This is a genomic window from Actinocrispum wychmicini (genome assembly GCF_004345645.1).
GTDB lineage: Bacteria > Actinomycetota > Actinomycetes > Mycobacteriales > Pseudonocardiaceae > Kibdelosporangium > Kibdelosporangium wychmicini.
In genome coordinates this window covers 1110058-1123187 of sequence record NZ_SLWS01000002.1, presented here as the reverse complement: position 1 = coordinate 1123187, position 13130 = coordinate 1110058, and the positions used below count along the sequence as shown (strand labels likewise).

The following is a 13130-nucleotide window of genomic DNA, read 5'->3' as shown; positions in this document are numbered from 1 at the left end:
AGTCGAGAAGGCATGCAGATACGACTGGCACACACCACCGACGCCGCGGCCGTCAACGAGCTGCTTCACCAGCTGGGCTATCCCCAGGGCGGCACCGAGACAACAGCGACCCGAATCCAGACCTGGGGTGACGACCCCGCCAGCGCGGCCTACGTGGCCGAGGCCGGCGGCGACCTTCTCGGCCTGGTCGCGGTCCACGTCTGCCCGTTCTTCGAGCGCGCCGGCTCTTGGGGGCGGATCGTGGCTCTGGTCGTCGCGGAGCAAGCACGCGGCCAGGGCGTCGGCGGTCAGCTTGTCAAAGCGGCGGAAGTGTTCGCTACAGGTCGTGGCTGCGTACGTATGGAGGTCACCAGCGCGGACCGCCGCGAAGACGCGCACGAGTTCTACCGACGCCGTGGTTACATCGCCCAAACAGGAAGGTCATCCCGGTTCCTACGCGATCTCGACGACACCGACCGTTCCCACGCCGGCGGGACCGCGCGGCGACGGGGGCAGGCGTGACGGCACCGCGCGTCGTTGTCGCCGGCGGCCATTCGGCCGGGCACATCGAGCCCATGATGAACTTCGCCGACGCGCTGCGCCGGCTGGAGCCCATGGCTGAGATCACCGCCCTCGGCACCGTCCGCGGCCTGGACACCACGCTCATCCCGGCCCGCGGCTACCCGTTGGAACTCATCCCGCCGGTGCCGCTGCCGCGCAAACTGAACCGGGCCCTGCTGCAGACGCCGGGCAGGCTGCGTGACTCGGTGCGGGCGGCTGGGGCGGTGCTCGACCGCGTGCGGGCCGAGGTCGTGGTGGGCTTCGGCGGCTACGTGGCGATGCCGGCCTACCTCGCCGCCCGCCAGCAGGGCCTGCCGATCGTCGTCCACGAGGCGAACGCCCGGCCCGGAGTGGCCAATCGGGTGGCGGCCCGGATGACGACGCACGTGTTCACCGCCGCGCCGAGTGTCCGGCTGGCACACGCCACCGCCATCGGGATCCCGCTGCGGCCGGCGATCACCGGGCTCGACCGGCCCGCGCTGCGCCACGCCGCCCGGCAGCGGTTCGGCCTGCGACCCGACAGGCCGGTACTGATGGCCACCGGCGGTTCGCAGGGCGCCCGGACGATCAACACCGCGGTGGCCGGCGCGGCCCCGGCGTTGCGGGCGAACGGCGTGCAGGTGCTGCATATCACCGGGCCGCAACACGGGGTCGAGGTGCCGGACGGCGACCCGCCCTACGTCGTCGTCTCCTACGTCGACGAGATGCATTACGCCTACGCCGCGGCCGACTTCGTGATCTGCCGCTCAGGGGCGATGACGTGCGCCGAGCTGGCCGCTGTGGGCCTGCCGGCCGCGTACGTCCCGTTGCCGCAGCGCGGCGGTGAGCAGCGGCTGAACGCCGAGCCGGTCGTCGCGGCGGGCGGGGCACTGCTCGTCGACAACGCCGACCTCGACCCGGCCTGGATCGAGACCACGCTGATCCCGGTGCTCACCGATTCCCAGCGGATCGCGGCGATGTCGGCCAACACGTGGGCGGTCGGCGCACCTGACGCGGACGTCGTCCTGGCCCGGCACGTGCTCACCGCGGTCACCGAGCGACGTAGGTCCGCCTCATGAGCCATCCGCCCGTGTGGCAGGTAGGTCCACCGTGACGCGGAGGCCCCCATCGGCCCGGGGGGTGATGATGAGGGTTCCGTAGTGCGCTTGGGCGATGCTTTTGACGATTGCCAGGCCGAGGCCGACCCCCGCGTGGTCACTGTGGACGCGTTGGGTGCCACGCTGGAACGGCTCGACGATCGTGGAAACCACTTGTGGGCTGAGCTTCGGGCCGGTGTTCTCGACGGCGAGCACCACGGTCATCGGGTGGACGCTGGTGGTGACCCGCACGGTGCCCTGCTCGGGCAGGTTGTGGACGATCGCGTTGTGCAGGAGGTTCGTGGTCATCTGCAGCAGGAGCGCGTGGGAGCCGGTGGTGGGGGCGATGTCGCCGGTGGTCTCGACGGTGACACCACGTTTCTCGGCCAGCGGGAGAAGCGTTTCCGTGGCCTCTTCCGCGATCAGGGACAGGTCGACGTGGTCCCGGGTGAAGGACCGTTGGTTGGCGCGGCTGAGCAGGAGCAGTGCCTCGGTGAGGTCGATCGCTCGGGTGTTGACGAAGCGCAGGCGGTCGACGAGTGCGCCGATGTCGCGGTTCGGATCGTTGCGGGCCACGTCGAGAAGTGTCTGGGTGATCGCCAGTGGGGTACGCAGTTCGTGGGAGGCGTTGGCCGCGAATCTCCGCTGTTCGGCGTCGTGTGCTTCCAGCCGCGCGAGCATGGTGTCGAAGGCGTCGGCGAGTTCGCGGAACTCGTCTTCGCGGCCCTCCAACTGGATCCGGTGGGAGAGCGATCCGTTCGCGGCCATGCGGGTGGCGTTCGTGATGCGGGTCAGGGGCGCGAGCATGCTGCCGGCGAGGAACCATCCGCCCACGAGGCCGAAGATCAGCAGGAACACCATGACCAGGGCTGCCTTCGGGACGAAGGCTCGCTGCAGGTCGGCACGGTCAGGGATGATCATCGGACCGGGCGACCCGGGCGCGCCGCGCGGCGGGGCGGCGATCACCTCGGGGACGTAACGCAGCAGGAACACCCACACCACGGCGAGCAGCAAGGCACCCGCGAACACGATGGACCCGGCATAGCTGAGGGTGAGTTTGAGGCGAACGCTCAAACCAGGCGCCCTATCCACGGTCCCCACGCTCGTGTCCGGTGTCGATGCGGTAGCCGACACCGGCCACAGTGGCGATGATCCAGGGCTCGCCGAGTCGTTTGCGCAGTGCCGAGACCGTGATGCGCACAGCGTTGGTGAACGGGTCGGCGTTCTCATCCCACGCCCGTTCCAGGAGTTCCTCGGCGCTGATCACACCGCCTTCGGCGGCGACGAGGATTTCGAGCACGGCGAACTGCTTCCTGGTCAGCGCGACGTACCGGCCGTCCCGGTAGACCTCGCGACGGAACGGATCCAGCCGCAGTCCTGCGATCTCCCGCACCGGCGGCCGGCTGTGCGCCCGCCTGCGGTCGAGTGCCCTGAGCCTGAGCACGAGTTCCTGGAGGGCGAAGGGCTTGGTGAGGTAGTCGTCGGCGCCGAGTTCGAACCCGGTGGCCTTGTCGTCGAGACGGTCGGCGGCAGTGAGCATCAGGATCGGCATGCCGCTACCCGACGCGACGATGCTTTCCGCGACCTCGTCACCGGAGGGCCCGGGAATGTCGCGGTCGAGGACGGCGATGTCGTAGGCGTTGACGCTCAGCAGCTCCAGCGCGGTGTCGCCGTCACCGGCGATGTCGGCGGCGATCGCCTCCAGGCGCAGCCCGTCGCGGATGGCCTCGGCCATATAAGGCTCGTCCTCGACGATCAACACACGCATGCCCCGATGCTACGAGCCGGCCCATATCGTCGTCATATCGAGAACCGCATACGGGCCGGCAACACCACCCCGCCTTGATTGGACGCATGCCCTACAGCGAACCAGCACGCGCCCGATGGGCGGCGTCCTCGGCCGTCTGGCGCGACCATGGCGCTGTCCCTGATCCCGTGCCGGTCTTCGATGACGAGATTCCGGCTGTGGCCAACCTCGATCCCGATCTGCTCGATGCCCTACGCCGAGCCGCGACTGATGCCGCGGACGATGGGGTCGAGTTCTTGGTCAACGGTGGCTGGCGTTCCCCGGAGTACCAGGAACAACTGCTGCATGAGGCGGTCTCGAAACACGGCTCGGCAAAGGAAGCCGCCCGATGGGTGGCCACCCCCGACAAGTCTGCGCACGTGTCGGGCGACGCGGTCGACATTGGACCGTCCGATGCCAGGGCGTGGCTTTCCAAGCACGGCGCCGAGTACGGGCTGTGCCAGATCTACCGCAACGAACCCTGGCACTACGAACTGCGCCCCGAAGCCATCGAAGACGGCTGCCCGCCCATGTACGCCGACCCCTCACACGATCCAAGGATGCGGCAGTGACCGGGACGCTGGATCAACGCCGCCGGCAGGTGATCCACGTCAGCGGGGGCACGCACCTCGGCCGCTGACGTGGACACCGTCCTACTGGGCCGTTTCCGTCCAGGTGACCGGCAGTTCGTGGACGCCGTAGATGTTCATGTTGGTCCTGAGTTTCACCTCGTTGGCGGGGATGGCGAGTTCGAGGGTGGGGAAACGGCGCAGCAGGCCTTCGAAACCCGCGCGCATCTCGATCCGGGCCAGTTGCTGGCCGAGGCACTGGTGGATGCCGTGGCCGAAGGACAGGTGGCCGCGGGCGGTTCGGTGGATGTCCAGGGTGTCGGGGTTTTCGAAGCGTTGGGGGTCGTGGTTGGCGGCCAGCATCGAGAACATGACGGTCGATCCCTTGCCGATGATTTCGCCGCCGAGTTCGATGTCGTCCGTGGCGTAGCGAAAGAGGACGTCGACGACGGACAGGTAGCGCATGAGTTCCTCGACCGCGCCGGGCAGCAGATCTAGGTTGGCGCGCAGTTCGGCTAGCTGCTCGGGGTGCTCCAAGAGTGCGAAGGTGCCCAGCCCCAGCATGTTGGCGGTGGTCTCGTGGCCCGCGAGCAGCAGCAGGAAGCCGATGCCGGCCAGCTCCTCGATGGTGAGGTCGTCATGGCGGGCCAGGTCGGACAGCATGTCTTCGCCGGGGGCGGCGCGGTTGCGCGTGACCAGTTCGGCCAGGTACGTGGTTATCGCGTTGTACGCGGCCATCTTCTCGTCGAGCTGCACGTTCCTTTCCAAGAACTTGGCGGAGTTGACCTGGAAGGTCTCCCGGTCCGCGTAGGGGACACCGAGCAGTTCGCAGATCACCAGCGAGGGCACCGGCAGCGCGAACTCCTTGACCAGGTCGACCGGCGGGGTCAGGCGCGCCAGTTCGTCCAGTTGCCGCTCGACGATGTCGACGATGTGCTCTTCTAGCTGCTTCATGCGTTTTACGGTGAAGGCGCCGGTGAGCATGCGCCGCAGCCGGGTGTGGTCCGGCGGGTCCATGGCGATGAACAGGCCCGGCACCTGCGGGGACGGTTCGGTGATGGCGGGCATGCCGGGGACGTCGTACGGCATGTGGAGGATGCCGATGTCCTTGCGGGAGCTGAACCGGGTGTCCGCCATGAGCTGGCGGACCGCTTCGTAGCCGGTGACCAGCCAGCCCTCGTGACCGTCGGGGAAGACCATGGGACTGACCGGGCGGGCGTCCCGCAGCCGGGTGATGTCGCGGGGCGGGTCGAACGGGCCGGCGTCGCGCTCCATGGGAAGGCCGTGCGGGATGGGAGCCGGTCGACTCATCGGATGTCCTCTCGTGGTGGTTGTTGTGGCCACCATCGCCGACGGGCCGGACACGCGCCTGACATGGCTCTGACACGGACCACGCCGGTTACCGCCCACAGGCGGGGGTGGGCGCTGGTCGACCAGGCTGTCGCCGGTGCCCGCGCAGGCCTCTGACCTGGTGCAACGTGTGTCAGGGGGTGTGTCAGGGGCGCGTCAGGACCGTGACAGGGACAGCCGCGATGGTGGTGGCATGAGAAATTCAGCGATCACGGTTTCCGGGCTGCGGAAGGCTTATGGGGACAAGATTGTGCTCGATGGCATCGACCTGGATGTTCAGGCGGGCACCGTTTTCTCCCTGCTCGGTCCGAACGGTGCGGGTAAGACGACAACGGTGAACGTGCTGACCACGTTGATGAAGGCCGACAGTGGCACAGTTCGGGTTGCCGGGCACGATATCGCGACCGACGCCAAGGCGATCCGGTCGGTGATCGGGGTCACCGGTCAGTTCGCGGCCGTGGACGAGCTGTTGACCGGCCAGGAGAACCTGCAGTTGATGGTGGATCTCCAGCGTGGTGGTTCAAGCGATGGCAAGCGGATTGCCAAGGAATTGCTGGCGCGGTTCGATCTGGTGGAGTCGGCGCAGAAACAGGCGTCGACCTATTCCGGCGGTATGCGCCGGAAGCTGGATCTGGCGATGACGCTGGTCGGCAACCCGCAGATCATTTTCCTGGACGAGCCGACGACCGGACTGGATCCGCGCAGCCGCCGCACGATGTGGGAGATCGTCCGCGGGTTGGTGGCCGACGGCGTCACCGTCTTCCTCACCACCCAGTACCTCGACGAAGCCGATCAGCTCGCCGACCGGATCGCCGTGCTCGACCAGGGCCGCCTGGTCGCCGAGGGCACGTCCAGCGAGCTCAAGCGCCAGGTCCCAGGCAGCCACGTGCGGTTTCGGTTCACCAGCATGACCGAACTCGAGGCGGCCGCGCGGGTCCTGCCCGGCTCCACCCGGGACGACGAGGCACTGACCTTGCGGGTGCCCAGCGACGGCGGCACGAAAGCGATGCGGGGTCTGCTGGACCGTCTCGACGAGTACTCGATCGACGCCGAGGAGTTCTCCGTGCACACGCCGGACCTCGACGACGTTTTCCTCGCCCTGACGGGCCACAGCACGGAGGTTGCGAAATGAGCGCCAAATCCCACTCGATGGTCATGTTGCGTCGCGATTTCAAACACATCGCCCGGAATCCGACCTCGGTGTTCAACGCGGTCCTGATGCCGATCGTGATCATGCTGATGTTCGTGTACATGATGGGTGACGCGTTCAACGTCGGTGTCGACTATATCGACTACGCGACGCCAGGGCTGATGTTGTTGGCCGTCTGCTACGGGCTCAGTGCCACCGCCACATCGGTGAATTCCGACATGCTGAAGGGCATCATCAACCGGTTCAAGGTGATGGACGTTTCCCGTGGCGCGGTGCTGACCGGTCACGTCATCGCCAGCCTGCTGACCAATGTGGTCGCCATCGCGGCGCTCATCGGGGTCGCTTTCCTGCTGGGATTCAGCCCGTCGGCGAGTTTCCTCGACTGGCTCGGCGTGGTCGGCATGGTCCTGCTGCTCGGTTTCGCCGCCGGCTGGCTCACGGTCGCCTTGGGACTGGCGGCGAAGTCCCCGGAAACCGCGGGTCTTGGCGCCGTGCCGCTGATCATGCTGCCGTTCTTCAGCAGCGCGATCGTGCCGGCCGAGAAGATGGGGCCGGGCCTGAAGCAGTTCGCGGAGTACCAGCCGTTCACGCCGATCATCGAGACCATGCGTGGGCTGCTCAACGGCACACCGTCCGCCGGCACCGCGATCGCGGCCATCGCCTGGTGCGTCGGGATCGCTGTCGTCGGGTACCTGTGGGCGCGGTCCACCTTCAAGAAGCGAGCGTGACCGCGACCAGGTCACGCCAGCTGGCCTTCGTCCCCTCCTGAGTCGCCTCGGTGAACCGCGTGTCACCGAGGCGACTTCGTGCCGCCTGCTCGATCCGGGCCACGTCCGGGTTGGACCGGTCCCGCAGTCCGCGCACGCCGGTGCTCGCCGCGAGCAGCCGCGCGGCCTGCTCGTACTGGTCGCGCCGCAGTGCCAGGTCCGCGATCCCGACGAGTACCTGCGCGATCAAGGGTGCGTACCCCGAGTCGGCCACTGCCTGGTAGGCGGCGGCGTGGTGCTCACGGGCCTCGTCGATATCGTCGGCGAAGTAGCTCAGCAGGTCGTGCGAAATCGTGCGGAGGTTCGCCGCCTTGTCGCCCAGCAGGGTCGTGGCGAGATCGAGTTGCCGGCGGACCTCCTCGGCGTCGCCCTGCCAGCGGCCGAGTTCCGCCTTCGACAGGGCCAGGTCCGCCAACGCCTCCTGCCAGGTGACCCGCTCGGCCTGCCGTTCCGCTTCGGCCATCGCGGCCTCGCTGGCGGCCTCGTCACCGAGCAGCCAGTACAGCTGAGCCTGTCGCGACCGCATCCGGATGACGTCGTCGACGGCACCGACCTCGGTCACCACCTCGATCGCCTGTTCGTAGTACTCGCAGGCACTGGCGAACTCGCCCCGCGTGGCGATCCGGTCCGCCAGCTCGGTCAGGGCGAACGAGATCCCGAACCGTTCGCCGAGTGCCCGGAACTCGGTGAGCGCCGTCTCGAAGTACGCGTCCGCGTCCCGCCCGGGGAGGCCGAGCATGACCCGAGCCTTGCCGGTGTGCAGCCGGGCAAGTGCGCGTACCCAGGGGTCTTCGTTGTCCAGCAACGGTTCCCACGCGTGCTGGAAAGCGTCCGATCCCTGCAGCATCCGTTCCAGCGGGGTGACCGCGGCCATCACCGGACTGGGGGACTGGCTGCGCTCGGCGATCCGGTACGCCTCGTGGATCCACTCCTCCACCTGCGCCTGGTCGCCGATCCGCCCGGCGCTGGCGAACGTCACGGCGAGCCCGTACACGGTGGCCCGGATGTCGTCGTCCACCTCGCCCGGGGTGTTGATGGCCGCCGTGATCAGCTCGGTGCCTTCGGCCCTGCGCCCGCTGAACCACCAGTACCAGCCGGCGCCCGCCCCGAGTCGCATCGCCGCCTGCGCATCGCCGGCCGCGAGCGCGCCACGCATCGCGGAACTGATGTTGTCGTGCTCGGCGTCAAGCAGGGCGAGCCATTTCATCTGATCGGCGCGGCGCAGCTCCGGGTCCGCCTCCTCGGCGAGTCCGGTGAAGTAGGCGAGATGTGCTTGGCGTGCCAGGTCCGACTCGCCGGCCTCGGTGAGCCGGTCCCTGGCGTACTCCTTGATCGTGCCGAGCATCCGGTAGCGCGGTGCGCTGTCACCCGCGGCGACGAGCAGCGACTTCTCGGTCAACGCGGTGAGCAACTCGAGCACGTGGTCCTGCTGGAGGGTGTCTTCGGCACAGACCCGCTCGGCCGCGTCCAGGCTCGCCCCGCCCGAGAACACCGAGAGCCTGCGCAGGACGATCCGTTCGGCGTCGGTCAGCAACTCCCAGCTCCAGTCGACCATCGCCCGCAGCGTTCGGTGCCGGGGCAACGCGGTCCGACTCCCGCCGGTCAGCAGGCGGAACCGGTCGTCCAGCCGGTTAGCGAGCTGGTCGATGGACATGGTCCGCAACCTGGCCGCGGCCAGTTCGATCGCCAGCGGCATCCCGTCCAGCGCCCGGCAGACGCGCACCATCGTCGCCAACGTGTCGGCGTCGACCTCGAGATCCTTGCGCACCGCGGCCGCACGGTCGCGCAGCAACCGGACGGCCGGCGAGGACTCGATCTCGCCGGGACCGGCGTGCCTGTCCGGCAAGGCCAACGGCACGACCTGCCACAGCGCCTCACCGGTGATGCCGAGTGGTTCCCGGCTCGTCGCCAGGATCCGCAGCCGCCGGCACTCGCCGAGCAGCCGGTGGGCGAACGCCGCCGCCGACTCGATCACGTGTTCACAGTTGTCCAGGATCAGCAGCGCGTCCCGCTCGCGGATCGCGGCGATGAGCCGGTCGGTCGGCTCCGCGTTCGCTGCCTCGCCGAGCAGAGCGTCCCGCAGGCCGAGCGCGGTGAGCGTCGCTTGTGGAACGTCGCCGTCGGCGCTGATGGCCGCCAGCTCCACCAGCCAGACCCCGTCCGGCAGGTCGCCGAGCAGCAGGCGCGCGGTTTCCGTGGCCAACCTGGTCTTCCCCGAGCCGCCCGGCCCGATCAGGGTGGTGAGCCGGTGTTCGGCGATGAGTTCGCGGACCGCGGCGATGTCGGCGTCCTTGCCGATGTAGCTGGTCAGCTCGGCCCGCAGGTTGGTCTTCCGGTTCTCCTCCCGGCCCAACTCGCCCCGCAGCAGCGCGACGTGCAACGCGGACAGCTCCGGTGAGGGGTCGACGCCCAGCGCGTCGGCCAGGGCTTCTCTTGTGCGCTGGTACACGAGCAGCGCCTCGGTGTCGCGTCCGGTCGCGGCGAGGGCGCTCATCAGCGCGGCGACAAGCCGTTCCCGTACCGGATGCGCGGCCACCAGGTCGGTCAGTTCGGTGACCAGCTCCGCACCGTGGCCGAGGCTGACCTCCGCGTCGTACCGGTCCTCCATGGCGGTCAGGCGGAGGGCCTCAAGCCGGGCGACCGCCGCGTCGAACGCCCCACTGTCCTGCAAACCGACGTCCTGCATCGCCGCACCGCGCCACAACGCGAGCGCCTCTCGCAGCAGCCGGATCCGCCGCGGATCCTCGTCGTTACGGGCCTGGCTGCCGAGGCGTTCGAACCGCACCGCGTCCACCGCGTCGGGTGCCACGGCCAGCCGGTATCCGTCCGGCTGCCCCTCGACCGCTCCTTCCGGCAGCACCTTCCGCAGTCGGGAAACCAAGCGTTGCAAGGCGTTCGCCGCGTCGGCGGGCGGGTACTCACCCCAGATCCAGTCGACGAGTGTCGCCTTCGGGACTACGCGACCTGGTCTGAGCGCGAGGGCGACCAACAGCCCGCGCAGCCGCGCGCCCGGCACGTCGGCTAGGGCGCCGTCGTCCGTCCGAACCTCGAATGGTCCCAGCATCGCGATCTGCACCCGCCTGATCCTGCCATGGACAGCAGGAGCCCACTGTGGGTCACCGGATGGCGACGGCGGTGATCATGTGGACGATGGCCGCCGCTGTGGCGCCGGCCACCATGCCCCATTCACGTCGGGAGACGCCGATGCCGGCGTCGGCCAGCTGCACCACGGCGGCCGCGATCAGAACGACCATGGTGGCGGGGCCTGGCGAGGTCGCCGGGAGGATCGCGGCGACCACGCCGAGAGGGACTGCCCTTATCGCGTACATCCACGCGTAGAACCGTTCCCCGCTCGTCGCCGTGGGGGAGCGGCTGAGTGTCGCCGGTCGGGCGACCGCCATCACGGCGAATCCGACACTGACCGCCGCGAAGACGGCGTTGACCACCAGCAGTGCGATCATTCGCGTCACTCTTTCAGGTCTCAACTGTTGACTAAGTTCACTATGAACTCAGGCTACAGTATCGACGTGGCACCCACCCCTGGCAACAGGCGACCTCTGTACGAGTCGCCGGCGTTCCGGCTCACCGTCCTCGGGATTCACCTGGCGAGCGACTTCGCCGAACACCTGCAGGCCGCTGGGCTGACGCCGAAACATGTCGGCATGCTCACGGTCATCGAGCAGGGACTGGCCAGGACCCAGGACGATGTGGCGCGGCTCATGCGCGTCAGCCCCAGCATGATCGTCCGGATCGCCGACCACCTGGAACAAAGCGATCTCATTGTCCGCCGCCGCGACCCGGAGAACCGGCGCAAGCACGTTCTTTCCCTTACCGCGCAAGGAAAGGCCGTACTCGGCAAGACCGCGGACTTCGCGGCCACCCTGGACGCGGCCCTGGCCGCCCGGCTGGGTCCCGACCTCGGTCAGGGGCTCGACCAAGCGCTCGCCGTTCTGATGGGACGGCTCACCGAAGGTCAGTGACCAGGCGGTTCAGCGGATTCCTGTTTCGGCGTACGGCGTGTGGTTGACGACGCGGTGGTAGGTGAACCGGCTGAGGTCGATGGTGCGGAACTCGCCGTACAGGACGAGTTCGCTGAGCGCGCGGCCGACGCCGGGGGCGTGCATCAAGCCGTGGCCGGAGAAGCCGCACGCGAGGTGGAGGTTGTCGACCGTACCCGGGTGGTTGCCGATGATCATGTTGCCGTCCAGCCGGTTCTGGTCGTAGAGACCGGCCGTGGTGGCCTTGAGCCGGAGCTGGTCGAGCGCGGGGATCCGGTGGGCGAGCGCCGGCCAGACGGCGCGGTCGAAGTGGCCGTGGTCGACGTCGAGGTCGAAACCGCCGGCGTGGTCGAAGTCGACGAGTCCGACCGACAGACCCCCGCCCTGGGGGCGGATGGCCAGCCCGTGCACGTCTTTGACGAACGGCAACCCGGACATGTCCGCGGGGGAGTGGACTTGGTGTTCCAGCCGGCGCATGGGTTCGACAGGGACTGGCATCCCCACACCCGCGGCGAGGTCCGGCGCCCAGCAGCCCGCGGCGTTGACGAACGCGTCGGCGGCGAGGCGGCCCCCGGAGACGAGGTCGGCCGTGCGGACCACGGTGCCTTGCATGGTCAGTCCGGCGACTCGATCCTTGACCAGGCGCGCGCCGAGTCGCTGGGCCGCGTTGAGCATGCCCTGGAGCATCGCCCACGGGTCGAGCCAGCCGTCGTCGGCGGAGAACACACCGCCGGCGAGATCGCGGACGTTGAGAACGGGGAAGCGTGTGGCCAACTCGCTGGGTTCGAGCCACTCGGCGCGTACGCCGTGGCGGATCTGCGTGTCCAGAGCGGTGGCAAGGCGGGGCGCGTCGCGTTCGGCGGCGATGAACAGGTACCCGTTGGGCCGCCACAGCAGCTCAGGCGCGTCCGGGCCGGCGAAGTCGGTCCAGTGCGCGATGACGTCGAGGGTGTACTGGGACAGCGCGATGTTCTCCGGCAACGAGAAGAGCTGGCGGATGCCGCCGGACGCGCGGGGCGTGGCGGCGAGCCGGTAGCCGGGGTCGGGTTCGACGACGGTTACGCGCAGGGTGGGCTCGGCCCGTAGCAGGTGGATCGCGGTGGCGCAGCCGATGATCCCGCCGCCCACGATGACGACGTCAGCGTTCATCGGGCTGCCGAGTCACCGCGCGGGTGTGCGCGAAGTGCGCGCGTACCGCGGCTTCGGCTGCGTCGGCGTCGCCACGGGCGACGGCGTCGGCGATGGCCTGGTGTTCGGCCAGCAAAGCCGTTGCCGTGCCCGGGGCCGGGTAGTGGTCGCGTTGCCGGACGTCGGCGAGCAGGTCCAGTTGCAGCCGGACCAGCCGTTCCAGCATGAAGTTCCCGGTGGCGGCGGCGACCGCGGTGTGGAACCGGACGTTCTCCGCCCACTCGCCGTCGGAACCTTCGCAGGCCGCGAGCACGGCTTGGCGCCCGTCGTCGGTGGCCCGCGTCGCGGCGAGCCGGGCCGTTTGGACTTCCAGCAGTTCCCGCGACTCCAGCACGTCGGCGATGACCGCCTCCTCGATGCGCAGGACCACGCCATCGGCCGGCAGTGTGGCGGCGATGTTGTCGGCTCGGACGTAACGGCCTCCGCCCGCACGGGAGTGCACGATGCCGCGCACCTCCAGGACCCGGAACGCCTCGCGCAGCACGTTGCGGCTCACTCCGAGCCGTTCGGCCAGGTCACGCTCGGGCGGCAGTTGGGCGCCGGGCGAGATCTCGCCGGTCGAGATCAGGCGCAGCACCTGCCGGACCACTGATTCGTAGCGGCGTTCGCTCGCGATCTTGCCGAAAACGTCGATCTGCATGAGTCACCTTGAGTTGGACTACTGGGTCACCCAATTGTAGGATCATGGACGTCGACAAGCAACGGA

13 protein-coding genes are annotated in these 13130 nt (G+C 68.8%); 6 read left to right on the top strand and 7 right to left on the bottom strand.

What is annotated here, in order from left to right:
- Window positions 1-12: 12 nt before the first annotated feature.
- Window positions 13-501 carry a GNAT family N-acetyltransferase gene (locus tag EV192_RS13420; protein WP_132114869.1) on the top strand — a complete coding sequence of 163 codons (489 nt, stop codon included), beginning with the start codon at window positions 13-15 and terminating at the stop codon, window positions 499-501.
- A complete protein-coding gene (locus tag EV192_RS13415; protein ID WP_132114867.1) occupies window positions 498-1598 on the top strand; it encodes a UDP-N-acetylglucosamine--N-acetylmuramyl-(pentapeptide) pyrophosphoryl-undecaprenol N-acetylglucosamine transferase in 1101 nt (366 codons plus the stop codon). Before EV192_RS13420 ends, EV192_RS13415 begins: the two co-directional genes overlap by 4 nt.
- Here EV192_RS13415 and EV192_RS13410 read toward each other — a convergent pair.
- On the bottom strand, window positions 1593-2708 hold the full coding sequence (locus tag EV192_RS13410; RefSeq protein WP_132114865.1) for a sensor histidine kinase: 1116 nt from the start codon (window positions 2706-2708) through the stop codon (window positions 1593-1595). The genes EV192_RS13415 and EV192_RS13410 overlap by 6 nt on opposite strands.
- Entirely contained in the window at window positions 2701-3384 is a 684-nt protein-coding gene (gene vanR-Sc / locus EV192_RS13405) for a VanSc-type vancomycin resistance response regulator transcription factor VanR (protein ID WP_132114863.1), read from the bottom strand. Before vanR-Sc ends, EV192_RS13410 begins: the two co-directional genes overlap by 8 nt.
- 86 nt (window positions 3385-3470) lie before the next feature.
- Here vanR-Sc and EV192_RS13400 point away from each other — a divergent pair, with 86 nt between their 5' ends.
- Complete coding sequence (locus EV192_RS13400; RefSeq protein WP_132114861.1) at window positions 3471-3974, top strand: M15 family metallopeptidase; 504 nt, start codon at window positions 3471-3473, stop codon at window positions 3972-3974.
- Between the two features lie 81 nt (window positions 3975-4055).
- On the opposite strand, the gene EV192_RS13395 is transcribed toward EV192_RS13400, so the two are convergent.
- Window positions 4056-5282 (bottom strand): cytochrome P450, encoded by a 1227-nt coding sequence (locus EV192_RS13395; protein ID WP_132114859.1) that lies wholly within the window; start codon window positions 5280-5282, stop codon window positions 4056-4058.
- A 232-nt stretch (window positions 5283-5514) separates the two neighbouring features.
- Here EV192_RS13395 and EV192_RS13390 point away from each other — a divergent pair, with 232 nt between their 5' ends.
- Both EV192_RS13390 and EV192_RS13385 read left to right on the top strand, forming a co-directional pair.
- On the top strand, window positions 5515-6453 hold the full coding sequence (locus tag EV192_RS13390; RefSeq protein WP_132114857.1) for an ATP-binding cassette domain-containing protein: 939 nt from the start codon (window positions 5515-5517) through the stop codon (window positions 6451-6453).
- Window positions 6450-7199, top strand: coding sequence for an ABC transporter permease (locus EV192_RS13385; RefSeq protein ID WP_132114855.1), 750 nt, complete (start codon window positions 6450-6452; stop codon window positions 7197-7199). Before EV192_RS13390 ends, EV192_RS13385 begins: the two co-directional genes overlap by 4 nt.
- Here EV192_RS13385 and EV192_RS13380 read toward each other — a convergent pair.
- Window positions 7183-10314: an ATP-binding protein gene (locus tag EV192_RS13380; protein ID WP_132114853.1), complete on the bottom strand. Its 3132-nt coding sequence runs from the start codon at window positions 10312-10314 to the stop codon at window positions 7183-7185. The two genes, EV192_RS13385 and EV192_RS13380, sit on opposite strands and share 17 nt — an antisense overlap.
- A 40-nt stretch (window positions 10315-10354) precedes the next feature.
- Complete coding sequence (locus tag EV192_RS13375; protein WP_132114851.1) at window positions 10355-10699, bottom strand: hypothetical protein; 345 nt, start codon at window positions 10697-10699, stop codon at window positions 10355-10357.
- Window positions 10700-10765: 66 nt separating this feature from the next.
- Between EV192_RS13375 and EV192_RS13370 the strand changes: the two genes are divergently transcribed.
- Complete coding sequence (locus tag EV192_RS13370; RefSeq protein WP_165960365.1) at window positions 10766-11218, top strand: MarR family winged helix-turn-helix transcriptional regulator; 453 nt, start codon at window positions 10766-10768, stop codon at window positions 11216-11218.
- Between the two features lie 9 nt (window positions 11219-11227).
- On the opposite strand, the gene EV192_RS13365 is transcribed toward EV192_RS13370, so the two are convergent.
- Together EV192_RS13365 and EV192_RS13360 are read right to left on the bottom strand one after the other, a co-directional pair.
- On the bottom strand, window positions 11228-12385 hold the full coding sequence (locus EV192_RS13365; RefSeq protein WP_132114847.1) for an NAD(P)/FAD-dependent oxidoreductase: 1158 nt from the start codon (window positions 12383-12385) through the stop codon (window positions 11228-11230).
- On the bottom strand, window positions 12375-13064 hold the full coding sequence (locus EV192_RS13360) for a FadR/GntR family transcriptional regulator (protein ID WP_132114845.1): 690 nt from the start codon (window positions 13062-13064) through the stop codon (window positions 12375-12377). Before EV192_RS13360 ends, EV192_RS13365 begins: the two co-directional genes overlap by 11 nt.
- Between the last annotated feature and the right edge of the window lie 66 nt (window positions 13065-13130).